Origin of the sequence: uncultured Pseudokineococcus sp., assembly GCF_947499845.1 — a bacterium.
Lineage (GTDB): Bacteria > Actinomycetota > Actinomycetes > Actinomycetales > Quadrisphaeraceae > Pseudokineococcus.
Map to the genome: position 1 here is coordinate 307,778 of NZ_CANMPM010000001.1, position 21,452 is coordinate 329,229.

20 protein-coding genes are annotated in these 21,452 nt (G+C 76.5%); 14 read left to right on the plus strand and 6 right to left on the minus strand.

Annotation, left to right across the window (positions count from 1 at the left end; all coding sequences use genetic code 11):
• Nucleotides 1-106: 106 nt before the first annotated feature.
• From Q0789_RS01510 to Q0789_RS01535, 6 genes are all read left to right on the plus strand, one after another.
• Complete coding sequence (locus Q0789_RS01510; protein WP_298801410.1) at nucleotides 107-988, plus strand: endonuclease domain-containing protein; 882 nt, start codon at nucleotides 107-109, stop codon at nucleotides 986-988.
• A 562-nt stretch (nucleotides 989-1,550) separates the two neighbouring features.
• Nucleotides 1,551-2,942, plus strand: a complete 1,392-nt coding sequence (locus Q0789_RS01515; RefSeq protein ID WP_298801411.1) for an OFA family MFS transporter — start codon at nucleotides 1,551-1,553, stop codon at nucleotides 2,940-2,942.
• Nucleotides 2,943-2,967: 25 nt separating this feature from the next.
• Nucleotides 2,968-3,135: a hypothetical protein gene (locus Q0789_RS01520; protein WP_298801412.1), complete on the plus strand. Its 168-nt coding sequence runs from the start codon at nucleotides 2,968-2,970 to the stop codon at nucleotides 3,133-3,135.
• 276 nt (nucleotides 3,136-3,411) lie between these two features.
• The gene (gene sucC / locus Q0789_RS01525) at nucleotides 3,412-4,578 is read left to right on the plus strand and encodes an ADP-forming succinate--CoA ligase subunit beta (RefSeq protein WP_171203267.1); all 1,167 of its coding nucleotides are present in this window, start codon (nucleotides 3,412-3,414) and stop codon (nucleotides 4,576-4,578) included.
• Between the two features lie 13 nt (nucleotides 4,579-4,591).
• Nucleotides 4,592-5,500, plus strand: a complete 909-nt coding sequence (gene sucD, locus Q0789_RS01530; protein ID WP_298801413.1) for a succinate--CoA ligase subunit alpha — start codon at nucleotides 4,592-4,594, stop codon at nucleotides 5,498-5,500.
• A 124-nt stretch (nucleotides 5,501-5,624) separates the two neighbouring features.
• A complete protein-coding gene (locus tag Q0789_RS01535) occupies nucleotides 5,625-7,223 on the plus strand; it encodes a DUF6350 family protein (RefSeq protein WP_298801414.1) in 1,599 nt (532 codons plus the stop codon).
• A 67-nt stretch (nucleotides 7,224-7,290) separates the two neighbouring features.
• On the opposite strand, the gene Q0789_RS01540 is transcribed toward Q0789_RS01535, so the two are convergent.
• The gene (locus tag Q0789_RS01540; protein WP_298801415.1) at nucleotides 7,291-7,803 is read right to left on the minus strand and encodes a hypothetical protein; all 513 of its coding nucleotides are present in this window, start codon (nucleotides 7,801-7,803) and stop codon (nucleotides 7,291-7,293) included.
• A 51-nt stretch (nucleotides 7,804-7,854) separates the two neighbouring features.
• Here Q0789_RS01540 and purN point away from each other — a divergent pair, with 51 nt between their 5' ends.
• The 3 genes from purN to Q0789_RS01555 all read left to right on the plus strand — a co-directional run bounded on the left by purN (nucleotide 7,855) and on the right by Q0789_RS01555 (nucleotide 10,636).
• Nucleotides 7,855-8,568 carry a phosphoribosylglycinamide formyltransferase gene (gene purN / locus Q0789_RS01545; RefSeq protein ID WP_298801416.1) on the plus strand — a complete coding sequence of 238 codons (714 nt, stop codon included), beginning with the start codon at nucleotides 7,855-7,857 and terminating at the stop codon, nucleotides 8,566-8,568.
• 71 nt (nucleotides 8,569-8,639) lie between these two features.
• Complete coding sequence (gene purH / locus Q0789_RS01550) at nucleotides 8,640-10,268, plus strand: bifunctional phosphoribosylaminoimidazolecarboxamide formyltransferase/IMP cyclohydrolase (protein WP_366917596.1); 1,629 nt, start codon at nucleotides 8,640-8,642, stop codon at nucleotides 10,266-10,268.
• Between the two features lie 5 nt (nucleotides 10,269-10,273).
• A complete protein-coding gene (locus Q0789_RS01555) occupies nucleotides 10,274-10,636 on the plus strand; it encodes a DUF3017 domain-containing protein (protein WP_298801418.1) in 363 nt (120 codons plus the stop codon).
• Between the two features lie 109 nt (nucleotides 10,637-10,745).
• Here the strand turns inward: Q0789_RS01555 and Q0789_RS01560 are convergent, their stop codons facing one another.
• Nucleotides 10,746-11,759, minus strand: a complete 1,014-nt coding sequence (locus Q0789_RS01560) for a malate dehydrogenase (RefSeq protein ID WP_298801419.1) — start codon at nucleotides 11,757-11,759, stop codon at nucleotides 10,746-10,748.
• Nucleotides 11,760-11,941: 182 nt separating this feature from the next.
• On the opposite strand from Q0789_RS01560, the gene Q0789_RS01565 reads away from it, so the two are divergent.
• Complete coding sequence (locus Q0789_RS01565) at nucleotides 11,942-13,156, plus strand: NADP-dependent isocitrate dehydrogenase (RefSeq protein ID WP_298801420.1); 1,215 nt, start codon at nucleotides 11,942-11,944, stop codon at nucleotides 13,154-13,156.
• A gap of 118 nt (nucleotides 13,157-13,274) precedes the next feature.
• On the opposite strand, the gene Q0789_RS01570 is transcribed toward Q0789_RS01565, so the two are convergent.
• Together Q0789_RS01570 and Q0789_RS01575 are read right to left on the minus strand one after the other, a co-directional pair.
• Complete coding sequence (locus tag Q0789_RS01570; protein ID WP_298801422.1) at nucleotides 13,275-14,324, minus strand: cation diffusion facilitator family transporter; 1,050 nt, start codon at nucleotides 14,322-14,324, stop codon at nucleotides 13,275-13,277.
• A 48-nt stretch (nucleotides 14,325-14,372) separates the two neighbouring features.
• Entirely contained in the window at nucleotides 14,373-15,014 is a 642-nt protein-coding gene (locus Q0789_RS01575) for a hypothetical protein (RefSeq protein WP_298801424.1), read from the minus strand.
• Between the two features lie 82 nt (nucleotides 15,015-15,096).
• Between Q0789_RS01575 and Q0789_RS01580 the strand changes: the two genes are divergently transcribed.
• Entirely contained in the window at nucleotides 15,097-15,885 is a 789-nt protein-coding gene (locus Q0789_RS01580; protein WP_298801425.1) for an SDR family oxidoreductase, read from the plus strand.
• Nucleotides 15,886-15,983: 98 nt separating this feature from the next.
• Here the strand turns inward: Q0789_RS01580 and purU are convergent, their stop codons facing one another.
• Nucleotides 15,984-16,856 carry a formyltetrahydrofolate deformylase gene (gene purU / locus Q0789_RS01585; protein ID WP_366917597.1) on the minus strand — a complete coding sequence of 291 codons (873 nt, stop codon included), beginning with the start codon at nucleotides 16,854-16,856 and terminating at the stop codon, nucleotides 15,984-15,986.
• Between the two features lie 316 nt (nucleotides 16,857-17,172).
• Between purU and glyA the strand changes: the two genes are divergently transcribed.
• Together glyA and Q0789_RS01595 are read left to right on the plus strand one after the other, a co-directional pair.
• Nucleotides 17,173-18,540, plus strand: a complete 1,368-nt coding sequence (glyA, locus tag Q0789_RS01590) for a serine hydroxymethyltransferase (protein ID WP_298801429.1) — start codon at nucleotides 17,173-17,175, stop codon at nucleotides 18,538-18,540.
• Nucleotides 18,537-19,439, plus strand: a complete 903-nt coding sequence (locus Q0789_RS01595) for a bifunctional methylenetetrahydrofolate dehydrogenase/methenyltetrahydrofolate cyclohydrolase (RefSeq protein WP_298801430.1) — start codon at nucleotides 18,537-18,539, stop codon at nucleotides 19,437-19,439. Before glyA ends, Q0789_RS01595 begins: the two co-directional genes overlap by 4 nt.
• Nucleotides 19,440-19,570: 131 nt before the next feature.
• Here Q0789_RS01595 and Q0789_RS01600 read toward each other — a convergent pair whose 3' ends face one another.
• Complete coding sequence (locus tag Q0789_RS01600; RefSeq protein ID WP_298801431.1) at nucleotides 19,571-20,401, minus strand: SDR family oxidoreductase; 831 nt, start codon at nucleotides 20,399-20,401, stop codon at nucleotides 19,571-19,573.
• Nucleotides 20,402-20,423: 22 nt separating this feature from the next.
• Here Q0789_RS01600 and Q0789_RS01605 point away from each other — a divergent pair, with 22 nt between their 5' ends.
• On the plus strand, nucleotides 20,424-21,446 hold the full coding sequence (locus Q0789_RS01605) for an endonuclease/exonuclease/phosphatase family protein (RefSeq protein WP_298801432.1): 1,023 nt from the start codon (nucleotides 20,424-20,426) through the stop codon (nucleotides 21,444-21,446).
• The last annotated feature ends 6 nt before the right edge of the window (nucleotides 21,447-21,452 follow it).

Here is a 21,452-nt window from a genome sequence, read left to right on the forward strand (position 1 = left end):
CGGCGGTCGTGTCCGCACGTCGTCCACAGCCGCCCTCGGAGGTCCCGCCGTCCACCGGCAGGCGCGGGAGGCCCACGGGCGCCGGAGCGGTGGTGACCCTCGACCCGTGCTGCAGCGACGACGAGTCCCGCGCGTCTTCAAGGGCGCCGACGCCGTCCGGGAGGGGTGGGCGACGCCGAAGCAGCTGCGCGGACCCCTCGTGCAGCGACTGCTGCCCGGCGTCTACGCCCTCGCCGAGGTGCCGCGCACGCACCAGCTGAGGTGCGAGGCGGCCGCTCTGGTCCTGCCTCCCGCGGCCATGATCACCGGCGCGTCACTGGCCACGGTCCGTGGGCTGCCTCTCCTGCTCCCCGACGACGACGTCGAGGTCGTGCTCCCCGAGTCGGCGTACCGCTGCCGGGTGAGGGGGGTGCGGCAGCGCCGGGTGGTCGTCCCCCTCGCCGCCCCGGAGGGATCTGTCGGGTCGACGCCGTGCGCCCCCCCGCTGCGGATGGCGCTCGACCTCTCCCTCGGTCTGCCTCGGGACGAGGCGGTGGTGCGGCTCGACGCGGTGGCGCACGCCGGACTGGTCGACCTCGACGAGGTGCGTCGAGGTCTCGCCGTCCACCGCGAGCGGGGAGTGGTGGCCGCTCGAGCGGCCGCCGACCTGGCGGACGCCCGCGCCGCGTCACCGCCCGAGACCCGTCTGAGGCTGGTGCTGCAGGACGCCGGTCTGGACGTCACCCCGCAGGTGGTCGTGCGGACGGCGGAGGGAGCCTTCGTCGCGCGCGTCGACCTCGCCGTCGACGGCACGCGGGTGGCCGTCGAGTACGACGGCGCCTGGCATGGGCACCCGGAGCAGCTCGCCCGGGACAGGGCGCGGTCCAACGCGCTCCAGGGCGTCGGCTGGAGCGTCGTGCACGTGACCGCGGACACGCTCCGCGAACCCGCGCTGGTCGTCGCCGCCGTCCGCAGCGCCGTCCAGCGTGGTCGACGCTCGTCCCGCTGAGCGGTCCGTCACCGCTCCGCCGACGTCGTGCGGCTCTCCGGGGCCTGGCGGTTCCCGGCTCCGGAGGGACTCGAGCGGCGGGCGAGATGGGCCACACGTCCTCCTGCAGGGGCTGCCTCGAGGGCGATATGGCCACACGTCGCCTGGCAGGGGTGGGGTCGGGGGGCGATATGGCCACGCGTCGCCCCGCGGGGGCGGGGCTCGGGGCGATATGGCCACACGTCGCCTGGCAAGGGTGGGGTCGGGGGGCGATATGGCCACACGTCGCCTGGCAAGGGTGGGGTCGGGGGGCGATATGGCCACACGTCGCCTGGCAGGGGCGGGTCGGGGGGCGATATGGCCACACGTCGCCCCGCGGGGGCGGGGCTCGGGGGCGACATGGCCGCACGTCGCCCTGCGGGGTGGGTCACGCGCACCCGGACGGGTGGCGCCGGTGACGGACCGGTCACGGTCGGGGTGTCGCCGTCCGCGGGAACCGCCGGGGCTGCTTGACCGTTGTAGCGTCCCGGTCGGTGCCGCCTCCCCCGAGCTGGCGCCTCGACCGACGAAGGAGTCCGTGTCCATGGCCAGCTTCCTCGACAGGTCCCGCACCGTCGCGGGACCGGGGTACTCGCGGTGGCTCATCCCGCCCGCCGCGCTCGCCGTCCACCTCTCGATCGGGCAGGTGTACGCGACCAGCGTCTACAAGTCCTCGCTCGTCGAGACCTTCGGCTCGAGCCTGACGTCGATCGGCGTCATCTTCTCCATCGCCATCGTCATGCTCGGCCTGTCGGCCGCCGTCCTCGGCAAGTGGGTCGACCACGGCGGCCCCCGCAAGGCCATGTTCACCGCCGCCTGCTTCTGGGCCGCCGGCTTCCTCGTCGCGGCGCTCGGCATCTCGACGACGCAGCTGTGGCTCGTGTACCTGGGCTACGGCGTCCTGGGCGGTATCGGCCTCGGCATCGGCTACATCTCGCCGGTCTCGACGCTCATCAAGTGGTTCCCCGACCGCCCGGGCCTCGCCACCGGCATGGCGATCATGGGCTTCGGCGGCGGCGCGCTCATCGCGAGCCCGCTCTCGAACCAGCTCCTGCGGGCGTACGACTCGAACTTCGACGGGACGGCCGGCTCCGTGGCCAGCGGCTCCGCGGTGGCGCAGCTCTTCGTCACGCTCGGGATCGTCTACTTCATCGCCATGATGTACGGCGCCTTCACCATCCGCGTCGCGCCCCCCGGCTACGCGCCCCCCGGCTGGGACCCGTCGACCAAGAAGCAGTCCGCGCTGGTGACGACGGCGTCGGTCTCGGCGAACAACGCCATCAAGACCCCGCAGTTCTGGCTGCTGTGGGTCCTGCTCTTCTGCAACGTCACCGCGGGCATCGGCATCCTCGAGCAGGCCGCCCCGATGATCCAGGACTTCTTCCGCGACGGCAGCACCACCGCGATCTCCGCGGTCGCCGCCGGCGGCTTCGTCGGGCTGCTCTCCCTGGGCAACATGGCCGGCCGCTTCGTCTGGTCCTCGACGTCCGACGTCATCGGCCGCAAGCGGATCTACATGGTGTACCTCGGCGTCGGCGCCGTCCTCTACGTCCTGCTGGCCCTCGTCGGGCAGACGGCGACGGCGCTCTTCGTCCTGCTGGCGCTCGTCATCATCTCCTTCTACGGCGGCGGCTTCGCGACGATGCCGGCCTACCTGCGCGACCTCTTCGGCACCTACGAGGTCGGCGCCATCCACGGCCGCGTGCTCACCGCGTGGTCGGCGGCCGGCGTGGCCGGGCCGCTCATCGTCAACGGCTTCCTCGACGCCCAGGGCACGCCGGGCGAACTCGTGGCCGCGGACTACCGGCCCGCGCTGCTGACGATGGTCGTGCTGCTCGTCATCGGCTTCGTGGCCAACCTCCTCATCAAGCCCGTGGCCGAGCGCTTCCACGAGCCGTCCGACCAGGCGGCGCCCGCGCCGGCCGCCGCCCGCTGACCCAGACCGCCACCAGGAGACCGCCATGTCCAGCACCGCCGCCGAGCCGGAGCGCGAGAGCGCCGGCCGCAACGACCCGTCCGCGGGCGTCCAGAAGGTCCTGCTCGGGGTCGGGTGGACGCTCGTCGGCGTCCCGCTCGTCTACGGGCTCGTCCAGACCCTGCGCCGCGTGGTGACGCTCTTCACCGGCTGAGCGCCGCACCTCCCGCGACGGCGGGTCGCCCCTGCGGGGGCGGCCCGCCGTCGTCGTGCCCGCCCTCGTCCACCAGCCGCTGTCGTCCACCGGCCGCGGTCGTGCCCCGCCGTCGTCGGGCGGGGGCGAGGGGGCGAGGGGACGAGCCGGGCGAGCCGGACGGGGCCCCGGGGCCGCGGCCGGCCGCCGCCGCGTCGGGCGGGCCGGCGCAGCGCCGATAGGGTCGCCCGCGGTGCCGCCGACCGGCGGCGGCAGACCCCGAGGTGAGGATCGCTGGTGGACCTCTTCGAGTACCAGGCCCGGGACGTCTTCGAGCGGCACGGCGTCCCCGTGCTGCGCGGGGTCGTCGCGACGACGCCGCAGGAGGCGCGCGACGCGGCGGAGCAGCTGGGCGGCGGCGTGGTCGTCGTCAAGGCCCAGGTCAAGACGGGCGGCCGCGGCAAGGCCGGCGGCGTCAAGGTCGCGAAGGGCCCCGAGGAGGCGCAGGCGCACGCCGAGGCGATCCTCGGCATGGACATCAAGGGCCACGTCGTGCACCGCGTGATGGTCGCCGAGGGCGCCGCCATCGCCGAGGAGTACTACTTCTCCATCCTCCTCGACCGCTCGGAGCGCCGGCTGCTGGCCATGGCGTCCGTCGAGGGCGGCGTCGAGATCGAGCAGCTCGCGGTCGAGCGCCCCGAGGCCCTCGCCCGGGTGCCCGTCGACGCCCGCACGGGCGTCGACCGCGCCAAGGCCGAGGAGATCGCGGACGCCGCCGGCTTCGGCGCCGACGTGCGCGAGCAGGTCGTCGAGGCCTTCCAGAAGCTGTGGGACGTCTACCGCGAGGAGGACGCCACGCTCGTCGAGGTGAACCCGCTCGTGCGCACCGAGGGCGGCGACGTCATCGCCCTCGACGGCAAGGTGACGCTCGACGAGAACGCCTCCTTCCGCCACGAGGACCACGCCGAGCTGGAGGACGCCGCGGCGGCCGACCCGCTCGAGGCGAAGGCCGCGGCCAAGGGCCTCAACTACGTCAAGCTCGACGGCGAGGTCGGCATCATCGGCAACGGCGCGGGCCTCGTCATGAGCACGCTCGACGTCGTCGCCTACGCCGGCGAGGCGCACGGCGTGAAGCCGGCGAACTTCCTCGACATCGGCGGCGGCGCCTCGGCGCAGGTGATGGCCGACGGCCTCGACGTCATCCTCGGCGACGAGCAGGTGCGCAGCGTCTTCGTCAACGTCTTCGGCGGCATCACCGCCTGCGACGCCGTGGCGAACGGCATCGTGTCGGCGCTGGAGATCCTCGGCGACTCCGCCACCAAGCCCCTCGTCGTGCGCCTCGACGGCAACAACGTCGTCGAGGGGCGGCGCATCCTCGACGAGGCGGCCCACCCGCTCGTGACCCTCGTCGACACCATGGACGGGGCCGCCGCGAAGGCGGCCGAGCTCGCGGCTGCGAAGTAAGGACGGCACTGACATGGCGATCTTCCTCGACGACAGCAGCAAGGTCCTCGTCCAGGGCATGACCGGCTCCGAGGGCACCAAGCACACGACGCGCATGCTCGCCTCGGGCACGCAGGTCGTCGGCGGCGTCAACCCCCGCAAGGCCGGCACGTCGCAGGACTTCACCTTCACGACGGCCGACGGCGAGGAGCGCACCGCCTCCGTGCCCGTCTTCGGCTCCGTGGCCGAGGCCATGGAGCAGACCGGGGCGAACACCTCGGTGCTCTTCGTGCCGCCCGCCTTCACGCGGGCCGCCGTGGTGGAGGCCGTGGACGCGGGCATCCCGCTGGCCATCGTCATCACCGAGGGCGTGCCGGTGAAGGACACGGCCGAGTTCTACGCCTACGCGGCCGAGAAGGGCACCACCCGCCTGGTCGGCCCGAACTGCCCGGGCGTCATCAGCCCCGGCAAGGCCAACGCCGGCATCATCCCGGCCGACATCACGGGCCCCGGACGCATCGGCCTGGTCTCGAAGTCGGGCACGCTGACGTACCAGATGATGTACGAGCTGCGGGACCTCGGCTTCTCCACCGCCGTGGGCATCGGCGGCGACCCGGTCATCGGGACGACGCACATCGACGCCCTCGCGGCCTTCGAGGCCGACCCCGAGACCGACGCCGTCGTCATGATCGGTGAGATCGGCGGGGACGCCGAGGAGCGCGCGGCCGCGTACATCCGCGACCACGTGACGAAGCCGGTCGTCGGCTACGTCGCCGGGTTCACCGCCCCGGAGGGCAAGACGATGGGCCACGCGGGCGCCATCGTGTCCGGCTCCGCCGGCACCGCCCAGGCGAAGAAGGAGGCCCTCGAGGCCGCCGGCGTCAAGGTGGGCAAGACCCCCTCGGAGACGGCGCGGCTGCTGCGCGAGGTGCTCCCCGCCTGAGCGGCCCCGTCCCGGCGAGCGCCCGTCACCCCCGCGGGGTGGCGGGCGCTCGTGCGTCCCGGTGCGGGCCGCGGCGGCGTGGCGCTCTCCGTCGCCCGGGCTCGCGTCGGGGACCATGGCCGGGATGTCCACGCCGCGCCCGCCCCGACCTCCTGCCGCGCCGCCCGCCGACGACGCCGCGGCGCACCCGCGCGTCGAGGGCGAGCCGCTCGACGCGGTCTCGCCGGCGGAGGCGCCCCAGCAGGAGGTGCTCGAGGAGGAGGAGCTCGAGCAGGGGCTCGAGGGGGACGCGGTGGGGCCCGGTGCGCCCGGGGACACGCCCCCGTCGTCGGCGCGCGCGAGCGCCGACGTCGTCGTCCCGGCCGCGCCGGGCGGGGCGCTCCTGCGCTCGCCGATGCTCATCGGCCTGCTCGCGGGCGCCCAGGCGGTGCTCGGGTCGCTGCTCTGCGTCGTGGCCCCGGTCATGGCCGTCTGGCTCGTGGCGTCGCGGACGGGCGCCACGTGGGACGGCGCGCTGCGCGTCGCCGCCGACGGGTGGCTGCTCGCGCACGGCACCGCGCTCGCCGTCCCCGGCGGCAGCCTCGCGCTGTGGCCCCTGGGCCTCGCCCTGCTGCCCGTGGCGTGGTGCGTCTCCGCCGGCCGCCGGACCGCGGTGGCGCTCGAGGCCACGCACCCGGCGTCCCGGTCGGCCCGCTCGGGCCTGGACGGCGCGCTCGCCGTGGCGATGGCGGGCGTCGTCGCCTCCTACGTCGTGCTGACGACGGCCGTGGCCCTCGTCGCCGGCTCACCGGTCGTGCGGCCCGGTCCGGGGTCGGCCGCCCTCGGCGCGCTCGTCGTGGCGGGCGCGTCCGCGGGCGCCGCCATGGCGGCGGCCCGCCTGCGCCTGTCCGCCGCGGGCCCGCGCCGGCGCGCCGTCCCGGCCCCGCGCCTGCTGCCCGCGCTGGCGGACCTCCTGCGCGTCCCGCTCGCCGCCCGGCCGGTGGCCGCGGCCGGTGGCCGCGCCCTGGCCTGGTGCCTCGTCGGGGCGGGCGCCTGCCTCGTCGTGTCCCTGGCCGCGGGCGCCCCCCAGGTGCTCGACCTGCACCGCGCCCTCGACGCGGGGGTGGTCGGCGGTGCCGTGCTCGTGCTCGGCCAGCTCCTCCTGCTGCCGACGGCGCTCGTGTGGGCGCTGTCGTGGACGGCGGGCCCCGGCTTCGCCGTCGGCGCGGGCACGTCGGTGACCCCGGGGGGCACCGACCTCGGGCTGCTGCCGGCGCTGCCCCTCCTCGGCGGACTGCCGCAGCAGGGCACCGGCGGGGGGTGGCTGTGGGTGGTCGTCGTCCTGCCGGTGGCCGCGGGCGCCGTCGCCGCGGCGCGGCTGCGGCTGCTCGCGCCGCTGGCCGCCCCCCACCCCGCCCCCGCCGGGTCCGACGTCGACGGCGACGGGGGCGAGGAGGACGCCGGCGCGGCGCGGCACCTGCGGCGCGAGCTGGCCCGGCGCGCCCTCCCCGCGCTGCTGCGCGCCGCGGGGACGGGCGCGGTCGCCGGGGCCAGCGCCGCCCTCCTCGCCGCCCTGTCGTCGGGCCCGGTGGGGCCGGGGGCCCTGGGGCGCGTGGGACCCGTCGCCTGGGAGACCGGGGGGGCCGTCGGGCTCCTCGTGGCCCTGGGCGCCGCCGCGGTGCTGCTCGTGCCGGCGGGCGTCGGCCCGCGGCGGGCGGGGCGGGCGCGCAGCGGCGAGGGCTGAGGCCGAGGCCGCCCGGGGAGGCGGCGGGCGGGCCGCCGGCGCACCTGTGGGAGCCGGGAGCCGGCGCTCAGCCGCCGGACGTGAGGCCCCGCAGCCCCTCCGCCCAGCGGGTCAGGTCCTCGACGGACTGCTGCTGGCAGGCCGCCTGCGCCTGCTCCGTGACGGCGCCGGCGAGGCAGTCCCGCAGGCCGTCCTGGAGCGGCCACACGACCAGCGCGACCACCTGCGCCACGAGGACGAAGAGCGCCAGCACCAGCCCGCCCGCCAGCACCACGAGGGTTCCGCTGCGCCGGGCGCGCACCGCGTCGGCGAGGGCGAGGCCGCCCGCGACGAGCGCGCCGGCCGTGAAGAGCAGGCCGACGCCCGACCACGGGAAGGGGAGGCGCTCGGCGAGCAGCGCCCCGAGGAGCAGCAGCGAGAAGAGGAGCGAGCGCCGCACCGCGTCGGCGGCCGGGCCCCGCTCCGGGGCGTCGCGCCGTCCACCGGGCTCGCCGGGCCCGCCCCGGCCGTCGGGGCCACCGGGGCCACCGGGGGAGCGGCGGGGCGGGGTGCTGCCGGGGGCGGCCACGGTGTCCTCCATGGGCTCGTCGCGCTCCGGCGGTCGCCGGGCGTGCCGCTATGGTCTCCGACCGTGACGGCAGGCGGCACCGCGGCACCCGGGGAGCCGTCGGCGCCCGACCCCGCAGGAGGTCGTCCCGGGGGGCCCCCGGCGCGCCGGGGCGGGTCGGCCCGCCGGTCCCGCGTCGTCGTCCTCGTCTCGGGGGCGGGCACGAACCTCGGGGCCCTGCTCGAGGCCTCCGGCCGGCCCGGCTGGGGCGCCGAGGTCGTCGGCGTGGTCGCGGACCGCGCGGACGCGCCGGCGCTGCACCGGGCCCGCGCGGCCGGGCTGCCCGCCGAGGTCGTCGCCCTGCGCGACCACCCCGACCGCGCCGCCTGGGACGTCGCGCTGACCCGCGCGGTCACGGCGCTCGAGCCCGACCTCGTCGTGCTCGCCGGCTTCATGAAGCTCGTCGGGCCCGCCTTCCTCGCCCGCCTCGGCGGGCGCGTCGTCAACACCCACCCGGCGCTGTCGCCGTCCTTCCCCGGCACCCGCGCCCCCGCGGACGCGCTCGCCTACGGCGTCAAGGTCACCGGCGCCACCGTGCTGCTCGTCGACGAGGGCGTCGACACCGGTGCGGTGCTCGCCCAGGTGGCGGTCCCCGTGCTGGAGGACGACGACGTCGCGACCCTCCACGAGCGCATCAAGGCCGCCGAGCGGCCCCTGCTCGTCGACGTCGTCGGGCGCATGGCCCGCGGCGGCTGGACCACCTCGCCCGACGACCCCCGGAAGGTGCACCTCCCGTGAGCTCCCCGACCACCGCCGACGCCTCGCCGTCCGCCGCCCCCACCAGCACCGAGGCCGGCGGCCGGCGGCCGCTGCGCCGGGCCCTCGTCTCCGTCTGGGACAAGACGGGCCTGGAGGACCTGGCCCGGGGGCTGCACGACGCGGGCGTGGCCCTCGTCTCGACCGGCTCGACGGCGTCCCGCATCGCGGCCGCGGGCGTCCCCGTGACGGCGGTGGAGGACCTCACGGGCTTCCCCGAGTGCCTCGACGGCCGGGTCAAGACCCTGCACCCCCGCGTGCACGCCGGGATCCTCGCCGACCGCCGGCGGCCGGAGCACGAGGCCCAGCTCGCCGACCTCGGCGTCGAGCCCTTCGACCTCGTGGTCGTGAACCTGTACCCCTTCGAGCGGACGGTCGCGAGCGGCGCCGGCGTGGACGAGTGCGTCGAGCAGATCGACATCGGCGGCCCCTCGATGGTCCGGGCCGCCGCGAAGAACCACCCGAGCGTGGCCGTCGTCACGAGCCCGGACGCCTACGACGAGGTCCTCGCGGCCGCCGCCGGCGGGGGCTTCGACCTGGCGGCCCGCGCGCGGCTGGCCGCGCGTGCCTTCGCGGCCACCGCCGCCTACGACGACGCCGTCGCCGCGTGGACGCGCGACGTGCTCGTGCCGTCGACGACGGGGGAGGCGCCGACGGCCGAGGGCGGCCCCGCGGGGGCGGCCGGCGACGGCAGCGGTGACGTGAACGAGCAGGGCGCTCCGCCCGAGCGGCTCGAGCTCTCCTACGCGCGGACGGCGTCCCTGCGGTACGGGGAGAACCCGCACCAGCGTGCGGCGCTGTACCGCCCCGTGGCGGCCGCGGGGTCCGCGGCGGCGGCCGGGCTCGCCGGGGCCGAGCAGCTGCACGGCAAGGAGATGAGCTTCAACAACTGGACGGACGCCGACGCCGCCTGGCGGGCCGCCCACGACCACGACGAGCCGTGCGTGGCGATCATCAAGCACGCCAACCCCTGCGGCATCGCCGTGGCCGCCGACGTGGCGACGGCGCACCGCGCGGCGCACGCCTGCGACCCCGTGTCGGCGTTCGGCGGCGTCATCGCCGTCAACCGGCCGGTCACCGCGGCCATGGCCGAGCAGGTCGCCGAGGTCTTCACCGAGGTCGTCGTCGCCCCGGCGTTCGACGCCGACGCCCTCGAGGTGCTCACCCGCAAGAAGAACGTGCGGCTCCTGCGCGCCGACGCCCCCGCGGGCGGCGACCGGCTGGAGGTCAAGCCCGTCGACGGCGGTCTCCTGGTCCAGACCGCCGACCGGCTCCAGGCGCCCGGCGACGACCCGGGCGGGTGGACGCTGGCGGCCGGGGCGCCCGTGGGGCCCGACGTGCTCGCCGACCTGGCCTTCGCCTGGCGCGCGGTGCGCGCCGTGCGCTCCAACGCCATCCTCCTGGCGTCCGGGCGCGCCACCACGGGCGTCGGCATGGGTCAGGTCAACCGCGTCGACTCGGCGCGGCTCGCCGTCGCGCGCGCCGGCGAGCGCGCCGCCGGGTCGGTGGCCGCCTCCGACGCCTTCTTCCCCTTCGCCGACGGCCTGCAGGTGCTCCTGTCGGCCGGCGTGCGCGCCGTCGTCCAGCCGGGCGGGTCCGTGCGGGACGAGGAGGTCGTGGCCGCGGCGCAGGCCGCCGGGGCGGCGCTGTACCTCACCGGCGCCCGCCACTTCACGCACTGAGCCCCGTGCCGGAGGAGGGGCCCCCGGACGGGGCCGAGGGCGCGGTGCCCGACGTCCCCGAGGTCCGGGGACGGGCGTCGGAGGTCGACACGACGGCGGGGCGGCGGGGGAGCGCCGTGCTCCTGGCGGTGGCGGCGCTCGTCGCGGGCGCCCTGGTCGCCGGCGTGGTCCTCGGCTTCCGGGCCACGGGACTCGTCCTCGGCGCGGGCCTCGTCGTCGTCGCGGTGGTGCGCCTGACGGGGTCCACCCGCGCCGCGGGGCCGCTGGCGGTGCGCTCGCGGGCGGTGGACGCCGCCGTCGTCCTCGTGCTGGCGGCCGCCCTCGTCGTGCTCTCGCTGCTGACGCCCGGCGGGGAGCCCCGCGTCTGACCCCGCGTCCGACCCCGCATCCGACCGGGGGGCCGTCCGGACCCGCGGACGACGACGGCCCGCGACCGACCCCTGCGGGTCGGTCGCGGGCCGTCGCGGTCGCGGTGGGTCAGCCGAGCAGGCCCATGCCCGCCACGGCGTCGCGCTCCTCGCCGAGCTCGGCGACGGAGGCGTCGATGCGCGAGCGCGAGAAGTCGTCGACGTCGAGCCCCTGGACGATCTCGTAGGAGCCGTCGCGCGTCGTCACGGGGAAGCTCGACACGAGGCCCTCGGGCACGCCGTAGGAGCCGTCGGAGCGCACCGCCATGGACGTCCAGCCGCCCTCCGGGGTGCCCGTGAGCCAGGTGCGGACGTGGTCGATGGCGGCGTTGGCCGCGGACGCCGCGGAGGAGGAGCCCCGCGCCTCGATGATGGCCGCGCCGCGCTTCTGCACGGTGGGGATGAAGTCGGACTCGACCCACGGCTGGTCGACGACCTCGAGCGCCGGGCGGCCGCCCACGACCGCGTGCGTGAGGTCGGGGTACTGCGTCGCCGAGTGGTTGCCCCAGATGGCGACGCGCTCGACGTCGGCCACCGGCGCGCCGGCCTTCTTCGCGAGCTGGGCGACGGCGCGGTTGTGGTCCAGGCGCGTCATCGCGGAGAAGCGCTCGGCGGGCACGCCCGCGGCGTTGTTCATGGCGATGAGGCAGTTGGTGTTGGCGGGGTTGCCGACGACGAGGACGCGCAGGTCGTCGGCCGCGGACTGCGCCAGCGCCCGGCCCTGGCCGGTGAAGATGGCGCCGTTGGCCTCGAGGAGGTCACCGCGCTCCATGCCCTTGGTGCGGGGGCGGGACCCGACGAGCATCGCGACGCTGGCGCCGTCGAAGGCCGTGGCGGCGTCGTCGGAGATGTCCACCGACTGCAGCAGCGGGAAGGCGCAGTCGTCGAGCTCCATGGCCACGCCCTCGGCCGCGCCCAGCGCCGGGGTGATCTCGAGGACGCGCAGGCGCACGGGCACGTCCGGCCCCAGCAGTGCCCCGCTCGCGATGCGGAAGAGCAGGCTGTAGCAGATCTGCCCCGCGCCGCCGGTGACGGCGACGGTGACGGGACGGCGGCTGCCGGTCTCGGCGGTGCTGGAGGTCACGCTGCGCTCCTTCGAGGGTCTGCGGGGGTCCTGCGGGGGACGGGGGCGTCCCCGGGCACCGCGACGCTATCGGCACCGGGGTCGCGGCGCGGGGCGGGCGGCCGGCGGGGGCGCCGCGACCGCGCCGACCGGTAGTTTGACGTCGAGACACCCACCGCTCGCGACGAGGAGAGTGCTACCGCATGGCCAAGATCAAGGTCGAGGGGACCGTCGTCGAGCTCGACGGCGACGAGATGACGCGGATCATCTGGCAGTTCATCAAGGACCGCCTCATCCACCCGTACCTCGACGTCGACCTCGAGTACTACGACCTCGGGATGGAGCACCGCGACGCGACCGACGACCAGGTGACGGTCGACGCGGCGAACGCCATCAAGAAGCACGGCGTGGGCGTCAAGTGCGCCACCATCACGCCCGACGAGGCCCGCGTCGAGGAGTTCGGGCTGAAGAAGATGTGGCGCTCGCCCAACGGGACGATCCGCAACATCCTCGGCGGCGTCATCTTCCGCGAGCCCATCGTCATCTCGAACATCCCCCGCCTGGTGCCGGGCTGGACCAAGCCGATCATCGTCGGCCGCCACGCCTTCGGCGACCAGTACCGCGCCACCGACTTCCGCTTCCCGGGCGAGGGCACGCTCACCGTGTCCTTCCAGCCGGCGGACGGCTCCGAGCCCATCGAGCACGAGGTCTTCCAGGCGCCCGGCGCCGGCGTCGCCGTGGCGATGTACAACCTCGACGAGTCGATCCGCGACTTCGCGCGCAGCTCGATGAACTACGGGCTCGACCGCGGCTACCCGGTCTACCTGTCGACGAAGAACACGATCATGAAGGCCTACGACGGGCGCTTCAAGGACATCTTCGCCGAGGTCTTCGAGGCCGAGTTCAAGGAGAAGTTCGAGGCGGCGGGCATCACCTACGAGCACCGCCTCATCGACGACATGGTCGCCGCCTCCCTCAAGTGGGAGGGCGGCTACGTCTGGGCCTGCAAGAACTACGACGGCGACGTGCAGTCCGACACCGTCGCGCAGGGCTTCGGCTCGCTCGGCCTCATGACGTCGGTCCTCACCTCGCCCGACGGCCGCACGGTCGAGGCGGAGGCGGCCCACGGCACGGTGACGCGCCACTACCGCCAGCACCAGCAGGGCAAGCCGACGTCGACCAACCCCATCGCGTCGATCTACGCCTGGACGCGGGGCCTCGCGCACCGCGGGCGCCTCGACGGCACGCCGGCCGTCACCGAGTTCGCGGAGACGCTCGAGGACGTCGTCGTCAAGACCGTCGAGAGCGGCAAGATGACGAAGGACCTCGCGATGCTCGTCGGCCCCGACCAGGGCTGGCTCACCACCGAGGAGTTCCTCGCGGCGCTCGACGAGAACCTCTCGGCCCGCCTGGGCTGACCGCCCCGCCCGACGACGAGGGCCCGCCACCGCCGACGCGGTGGCGGGCCCTCGTCGCGTCCTGGCCCTCGTCGCGTCCTGGCCCTCGTCGCGTCCTGGCCCTCGTCGCGTCCAGGGCCTACCCGGCGACGGGCGCGTCCGGCCGGTCGCCGTCGGCCGGGGGCTCCCGCGGCAGGTCGGGCTCGAGGTAGATGACCCGGGCGATGGGCACCGCGGCGCGCACGCGGCGCTCGGCGGCGTCGATGGCGTGCGCCACCTCGGCGGCGGTGATGGCGTCGGGCACGGCGATCTTGGCGCCCACGAGGAGCTCCTCCGGGCCGAGGTGCAGCGTCCGCAGGTGGATGACGCCCGTGACCCCGTCGCCCGGCAGCGCCTCCTCGATGGCCCGCACCTGCGCGGGGCGGGCGCCCTCGCCGACGAGGAGTGACTTCATCTCCACGGCGAGGACGACGGCGACGGCGGTGAGCAGCAGCCCGATGGCGGCGGTCCCCGCGGCGTCCCAGCGCCCGTCCCCGGTGAGGAGGGTCAGCCCCACGCCGGTGAGGGCGAAGAGGATGCCGAGGAGGGCGGCGCTGTCCTCGAGGAGGACGACGGGCAGCTCGGGGGCGCGGGCCGTGCGGACGAAGCGGGGCAGGCTCTGCTCGCCCCTCACCTCCCCGGCCTCCCGCACGGCCGTGCGCAGGCTCAGGCCCTCCATGACGCCCGCCACGAGCAGGACGACGACGGGCACCCAGCGCCATGCGGTGATGGGCTCCGGCTCCTGGAACTTCTCGTAGGCCTCGTAGAGCGCGAAGAGCCCGCCGAGGGTGAAGAGGACGACGGCGACGACGAAGCCGTAGACGTAGCGCTCGTGGCCGAAGCCGAAGGGGTGCTCCGGCGTGGCCGCGCGGCGCGAGCGCGCCCCGCCGACGAGCAGGAGCACCTGGTTGCCGGAGTCGGCGAGGGAGTGGATCGACTCGGCGAGCATGGCCGAGGAGGACGTGAGCAGGTACGCGACGAACTTCGTCACCGCGATGCCCACGTTGGCGGCGAGGGCGGCGAAGATCGCGGTGCGCGAGCCGGCGTGGCCGCCGCTGGCGGACCCCTCGTGGCCTCCGCCGCCCTCGCGGGTCTCGTGGTCCTCAGAAGCCTCGTCGCCCTCACGGGTGGTTGCCCCGGGTGTCGTCATGCGCTGAGGGGAGCACACCTGCGCCGCACGGGCGACGCGGGCGTCCCGTCATCCGCCGAAGACGTCGTCCTCCAGCCGGGCGTCGAGCTCCTCGACCGCGAGCACCAGGCGGGGGAGAGCCCCGCTGCTCCCCACCGACAGCGGCAGGCCGCTGGCGCGCTCGAGGACGACGTCCGTGGGGTCGACGTCGCCGTGGCGGTCCGTCGGCGCCGGGCGGCGCAGCCCCCCGCCGCTCGGCCCCCCGCCGGACAGGAGCCCGGAGACCGCCGCGACGCCGTCGACGACGACCTCCCGCGCGTGCTCGACGACGAGCCCCGCCACGACCGCGCGTCGCTCCGGCGACGGGAGGGCCCCGACGGCGGGCGGCAGACCGGTCGCCAGGGCGAGCGGGTCGAGCAGCGCCCGCAGGTCGTCGTCGAGGTCGGCGCCCAGGCCGACGGCGAGCACGCGCCCGCCGGCGTCCTCGACGCGCACGCCCGCGGGCACGCCCATGAGCGGGCGGCGCAGCAGCAGTCGCCCCGCCCCCGCCGGCAGCAGGCCGTCCGCACGGCGGAGGGCCAGGCGCGCCGTGGACCACCACCCGCCGGTGCCGGCGAGGAGGTCGCGCAGGAGGGCCTCCGCGCTCGAGGAGACGTCCGGGGGTGCGTCCGAGGGGGCGGGGCCACCGGGAGGCTCGGTCGGCGTCGGCACGGCCGTGACGCTAGCGCCGGGTCCCCACCGCCGGGTCTGCGACCCGGCGGCACCCGGCGCCCCGGCCCCTAGGGTGCGCCGCATGGACCTGGGACTGGCGGGGACGCAGGCGCTCGTGACCGGCGCGAGCCGGGGGATCGGGCTGGCGGTGGCCGACGCCCTGGCCGCGGAGGGCGCCGACGTCGCCCTGCTGGCCCGGGGCGCCGAGGGCCTCGCCGCGGCGGCGGAGCAGGTCGGCCGGCACGGGACGCGCGTCGTCACGGCGGCCGTCGACGTCACCGACTTCGCCGCGCTGGCGCGCGAGGTCGACGCCGCCGCGGAGGCGCTCGGCGGGCTCTCGCGCGTCGTCGCCAACGCGGGCGGGACGGTCGGCGGCGGCAACCTCCTCACCGGGACCGCGCAGGAGTTCGTCGACACCTACGCGCTCAACGTCGGCCACGCCGTCGCGCTGCTCGGCGCGGCCGCGCCGCACCTGGCGGCGGCCGGCGGCGGGGCGGCCGTCGTCGTCTCCTCCGTCACCGGGCAGCGACCGGCGCCGCGCACCGCGTACGCGGCGGCCAAGGCGGGGGAGACCCACCTGGCCGCGACGCTCGGGCGCGAGCTCGCCGTCCAGGGCACGCGCGTGAACTCCGTGAGCCCCGGCTCGATCCGCTTTCCCGGCGGCGGCTGGGAGTCCTTCGAGGCCTCCCACCCCGAGCGCTACGCCGACTTCGTCGAGCGGGAGTTCCCCCTCGGCCGCCTCGGGCGCCCCGAGGAGGTCGCCGGGGTCGTCGCCTTCCTGCTCTCGGACCGCGCGTCGTGGGTGTCGGGCACCGACGTCGTCGTCGACGGCGCGCAGGGCTACCCGAGCGGCCGGCGCTTCGACGACTGAGCGCTCCCACGACGGGGCGCTCCCACGACGGGGCGCTCCCACGACGGGGCGCTCCCACGACGGGGCGCTCCGACGGACGGGGCGGGTGCCGCTGCGGCTCAGCGGAAGACGACGGTGCGGTGCCCGTCGAGCAGCACGCGGTGCTCGGCGTGCCACCGCACCGCGCGGGCGAGCACCTGCGCCTCGACGTCCTGGCCGATGCCGACCATGTCCGCCTCGGTGGAGGCGTGGTCCACGCGGTGGACGTCCTGCTCGATGATCGGCCCCTCGTCGAGGTCGGCCGTCACGTAGTGCGCCGTCGCGCCGATGAGCTTGACGCCGCGGCCGTGGGCCTGGGCGTAGGGGCGGGCGCCCTTGAAGCTCGGCAGGAACGAGTGGTGGATGTTGATGACCCGGCCGTGCAGGGCGCGGCACAGGTCGTCCGAGAGCACCTGCATGTAGCGCGCGAGGACGACGAGCTCGACGTCGTGCTCCCGCACCATCGCGAGGAGCCGGGCCTCCGCCGCGTCCTTGCCGCCGGCCTCCACGGGCACGTGCGTGAAGGGGACGCCGGCCGCGGCGGCCATCGGCTCGAGGTCGCGGTGGTTGCCGACGACGCCGACGACGTCGACGGGCAGGCGGCCCGAGCGCTGCCGGAAGAGCAGGTCGTTGAGGCAGTGGCCGGCGCGCGAGACGAGCACGAGCGTCCGCAGCGGGCGACCGAGGACGTCGAGGGACCAGTCCATGCCGAAGCGCTCGGCGACGGGGGCGAGCAGCGCCGCCAGCTCCTCGCGCGCGAGCGGCACCTCGACCTGCACGCGGAGGTGGAAGCGCCCGGTGCCGGGGTCGCCGTACTGCTGGCTCTCGGTGATGTTGCCGCCCGCCCCGGCCAGGACGCCGCTGACGGCGTGCACGATGCCGGGGCCGTCGGGGCAGGTGAGCACCAGCACGTACGACGGCGTCGCCGGGGCGGCGCCCTCGTCCGTGCGCAGCGGCGCGGCGTCGGGGGAGGTCACGGTCGAGGAGGCTAGCCAGCGCCGGGCCCCTCGTCGGGCACAGGGCTCGGGCGCAGGGCTCGGGCACAGGGCTCGGGCGCAGGGCTCGGGCGCAGGGCGCGGGCGCGCCCCCACGGCGGACCGCCGTGCGTCTACCCTGGCCCCGCCGCGACTGGCGAGGGTGGGACACCACCGGGGAGCGGCGAGCGAGGTCGGGCGCCGCCACCGGGCGCGCCCGGGCAGCGCGGTCGTCCGCCTGGGCCGCCTGCCGTCCGTGCCACCGGCCCGTGCCCGCCAGCCACGAGGAGACGCGATGACGACGGTCGAGCCCGTCCAGCCCATGAGCCCCGAGCAGGTGCACGAGGACCCGCCGGGCGCGCCCGCTCCGGGGGCCTCCCGCACGCCGGTCGAGGGGGGCGTCACCGACCGCCCCCTCGCCGAGGTCGACCCCGAGATCGCCGAGGTCCTCGAGCGCGAGCTGGGCCGCCAGCGCGGCACCCTCGAGATGATCGCCAGCGAGAACTTCGCCCCCCGCGCGGTCCTCGAGGCGCAGGGCTCGGTCCTCACGAACAAGTACGCCGAGGGCTACCCGGGGCGCCGCTACTACGGCGGCTGCGAGTTCGTCGACGTCGCCGAGGAGCTGGCCCGCGAGCGCGCGAAGGCCCTCTTCGGCGCCGAGCACGTCAACGTGCAGCCGCACGCGGGCGCGCAGGCCAACGCCGCTGTCATGCACGCCCTCATCCGCCCGGGCGACACGATCATGGGTCTCGAGCTGGCGCACGGCGGCCACCTCACGCACGGCATGAAGATCAACTTCTCCGGGCGCCTCTTCGACGTCGCGACGTACGGCGTCGACGAGCGCACCCACCTCGTCGACATGGACCGCGTCCGCGAGACCGCGCTCGAGCGGAGGCCGAAGCTCATCATCGCCGGCTGGTCGGCCTACGCCCGCCACCTCGACTTCGCCGCGTTCCGGGCGGTCGCCGACGAGGTCGGCGCGCTGCTCATGGTCGACATGGCGCACTTCGCCGGCCTCGTCGCCGCGGGCCTGCACCCCTCGCCCGTGCCCTACGCCGACGTCGTCACCTCGACGGTGCACAAGACGCTCGCGGGCCCGCGCAGCGGCGTCATCCTCTGCCGCGCCGAGCACGCGAAGAAGATCGACTCGGCGGTCTTCCCCGGCCAGCAGGGCGGACCGCTCATGCACGCCGTGGCGGCCAAGGCGGTCGCGTTCAAGATCGCCGCGAGCGCCGAGTTCCGCGAGCGCCAGGAGCGCACGCTGCGCGGCGCGAAGGCCGTCGCCGCCGCCCTGACGACGGACGCCGCCCGCGCGGCCGGCGTCAACGTCATCACGGGCGGCACGGACGTCCACCTCGTGCTCGCCGACCTGCGCGAGTCCGCGCTCGACGGCCAGCAGGCCGAGGACCGGCTCCACGAGGCGGGGATCACGGTCAACCGCAACGCCGTCCCCTTCGACCCGCGGCCCCCGATGGTCACCTCGGGCCTGCGGATCGGGACGCCGGCGCTCGCCACCCGCGGGTTCGACGACGCCGAGTTCGCCGAGGTCGGCGACGTCATCGCCGCCGCCCTGCAGCCGGAGTGCGACGTCGCCGGCCTGCGCGCCCGTGTGGCCGACCTCGCCGAGCGCTTCCCGCTCTACCCCGGCCTCGAGGAGTGGTGAGCGCCCCCGCGACCACGGGCGGGCGGGCGGTCGTCCTCGACGGGAGGGCGGCGGCCGCGGCCGTGAAGGCCGACCTGGCGCAGCGGGTGGCGGCGCTGCGCGAGCGCGGCGTGGTCCCCGGCCTCGGCACGGTGCTCGTCGGCGACGACCCGGGCAGCGCGACGTACGTGCGGGGCAAGCACCGCGACTGCGCCGAGGTCGGCATCGCCTCGATCCGCGTCGACCTGCCGGCCGACGTCACGCAGGCGGAGGTCGAGGAGCAGGTGGAGCGGCTCAACGCCGACCCGGCGTGCACGGGCTACATCGTCCAGCTGCCGCTGCCGGCGGGGATGGACGCCAACCGCCTCCTCGAGCTGGTCGACCCGGCGAAGGACGCCGACGGCCTGCACCCGACCAACCTCGGGCGCCTCGTCCTGCGGGTGCGCGAGGAGGTCACCTCGCCCCTGCCGTGCACGCCGCGCGGCGTCATCGACCTGCTCCAGCGGCACGAGGTGCCGCTGGACGGCGCCGAGGTCGTCGTCGTCGGGCGCGGCACGACGGTGGGCCGCAGCATCGGCCTGCTGCTGACCCGGCGCGACGTCAACGCCACGGTCACGCTGTGCCACACCGGGACCCGCGACCTCGCGGCGCACCTGCGCCGGGCGGACGTCGTCGTCGCGGCGGCCGGCGTGCCGGGGATCGTGCGCCCCGAGGACGTCAAGCCCGGTGCCGCGGTCCTCGACGTCGGCGTGAGCCGCGTCGTCGACACCGAGGGGACCGCCCGTCTCGCGGGCGACGTCGCCCCCGGCGTCGAGGAGGTCGCGGGCTGGCTCTCGCCCAACCCCGGCGGCGTCGGGCCCATGACGCGGGCGCTGCTGCTCGCCAACGTCGTCGAGGCCGCGGAGCGCGCGGCCGGCTGACGCCCGACGACCTGCGGGGACGACCGACGCCGACGGGGCGCGGACCCGGGCCCTCGCCCGGTCCGCGCCCCGTCGGCGTCGTGCCCCTTCGTCGCGCCCCGCGTCGTGCCTGGGGGGTCGTGAGCGCGTGGTCAGCCCTCCCGGTGCACCCGGTGCTGGGCGGCCTGGGCGAGGGGCCGGACGACGAGCAGGTCGACGTCGACGTGCGGGGGGCGGGTGACGACCCAGGAGACGCAGTCGGCGACGTCCTCGGCGACCAGCGGCGCGGCGACGCCCTCGTAGACCTTCGCGGCGGCGTCGGCGTCGCCGCGGAAGCGGTTGGTGGAGAACTCGTCCGTGGCGACCATGCCCGGGGCGATCTCGCTCACGCGCACCGGCCGCCCCAGCAGCTCCAGGCGCAGGGTGCCGGCGAGCGCCGTCGTCCCGTGCTTGGCGGCGGTGTACCCGCCGCCGCCCTCGTAGACGACGTGCCCCGCCGTCGAGGACATGACGACCACGTGCCCCGCCCCGCTCGCCACGAGGGCCGGCATGAGCGCCTTGACCACCCGCAGGACGCCGAGGACGTTGACCTCGTACATCCAGCGCCACTCCTCGACGTCGGCGTCGACGACGGCGTCCACGCCGACCGCGCCGCCGGCGTTGGCGACGAGGACGGCGCACTCGCCGACCTCGCGGGCCAGCGCGGCGACGGACGCGTCGTCGGTGACGTCGCAGACGACGGCGCGCCCGCCCACCTCCTCGGCGAGGGCGCGGAGCCGGTCCTCGCGACGGGCGGCGAGGACGACGTCGAAGCCGTCGGCGGCGAGGCGGCGCGCGGTGGCCGCGCCGATCCCGCTGCTCGCCCCCGTGACGACGGCGGTGCGGCGCCCGCCGGCCCCTCCGGAGGAGCCCGAGGTGGGCTGGGCGGCGGGCTGGGGGGCGGGGGGTCCTGCGGCGGGGGAGCGCGGTTCGTCGGCGGCCATGGGTGCTGCCTAGCATCCCCCGGTGCCCGACGCAGCCCCCGCCCAGCCCACCGCCGCCCGCTCCGCCGACGCCGACCCGTCCACCGGCGACCCGTCGACCTTCTCTGGGCGCCCGCTCGTCGTCGCGACCGCCAACGTCAACGGCGTCCGGGCGGCCGCCCGCCGCGGCATGGGCGCCTGGCTCGCCGGCCGCGGCGTCGACGTGCTCTGCCTCCAGGAGGTCCGCGCCGACGACGACACCCTGCGCCGGGTGATCGCCGAGATGGCCGGGGAGGACGCACCGGCCAAGGGCGCCGCGCAGGGCGACGTCGTCGCCGGCTGGCACGTCGCCCACGTCGAGCCGACGGACGCCGGCACGAAGGGCCGCGCGGGCGTCGCCGTCGTGAGCCGGCTCCCGCTCGCCGCGGTGCGCGAGGACCTCGGCGACGCCGACGCGGGCGGCCGCTTCGCCGGCGCCGGGCGGTGGCTCGAGGCCGACGTGGCCCTGCCGGACGGGCGGACGCTCACGGCCGTCAGCGCCTACGTCCACTCCGGCGAGGTCGGCACGCCGCAGCAGGACGGCAAGATGGCGTTCTTGGCCGCGGCGACCGAGCGCATGGCCGCGCTCGGCGCCGACGACGGGGCGCTCGCCGTCGTCACGGGCGACCTCAACGTCGGTCATCGCGAGCTCGACATCAAGAACTGGAAGGGCAACCGGAAGAAGGCCGGCTTCCTGCCCGAGGAGCGCGCCGCCCTCGACCGGTGGTTCCGGGCGCCCGACGACCTCGGGGTCGGCGCCGGCGGGGAGGGCGCCGCCGACGCCGACGGGCCCGGCCTCGGGTGGACCGACGTCGCCCGGGCGCTCGCGGGCGAGGTCGACGGCCCCTACTCCTGGTGGTCCTGGCGCGGGCAGGCCTTCGACAACGACACGGGCTGGCGCATCGACTACCAGGTGGCCACCCCCGCCCTCGGCGCCGCCGCGCGCCGTTGCGAGGTCGACCGGGCGCCGTCCTACGCCGAGCGCTGGAGCGACCACGCGCCTGTCGTCGCCACCTACGCCCTCTGACCATCG

Bases quoted from the DNA above. Each gene is read 5' to 3' on its own strand.
- Q0789_RS01515 (WP_298801411.1), top strand. From the start codon at position 1,551: ATGGCCAGCTTCCTCGACAGGTCCCGCACCGTCGCGGGACCGGGGTAC.
- Q0789_RS01520 (WP_298801412.1), top strand. From the start codon at position 2,968: ATGTCCAGCACCGCCGCCGAGCCGGAGCGCGAGAGCGCCGGCCGCAAC.
- sucD (WP_298801413.1), top strand. From the start codon at position 4,592: ATGGCGATCTTCCTCGACGACAGCAGCAAGGTCCTCGTCCAGGGCATG.
- Q0789_RS01535 (WP_298801414.1), top strand. From the start codon at position 5,625: ATGTCCACGCCGCGCCCGCCCCGACCTCCTGCCGCGCCGCCCGCCGAC.
- Q0789_RS01540 (WP_298801415.1), bottom strand. From the start codon at position 7,803: ATGGAGGACACCGTGGCCGCCCCCGGCAGCACCCCGCCCCGCCGCTCC.
- Q0789_RS01565 (WP_298801420.1), top strand. From the start codon at position 11,942: ATGGCCAAGATCAAGGTCGAGGGGACCGTCGTCGAGCTCGACGGCGAC.
- Q0789_RS01570 (WP_298801422.1), bottom strand. From the start codon at position 14,324: ATGACGACACCCGGGGCAACCACCCGTGAGGGCGACGAGGCTTCTGAG.
- Q0789_RS01580 (WP_298801425.1), top strand. From the start codon at position 15,097: ATGGACCTGGGACTGGCGGGGACGCAGGCGCTCGTGACCGGCGCGAGC.
- glyA (WP_298801429.1), top strand. From the start codon at position 17,173: ATGACGACGGTCGAGCCCGTCCAGCCCATGAGCCCCGAGCAGGTGCAC.
- Q0789_RS01600 (WP_298801431.1), bottom strand. From the start codon at position 20,401: ATGGCCGCCGACGAACCGCGCTCCCCCGCCGCAGGACCCCCCGCCCCC.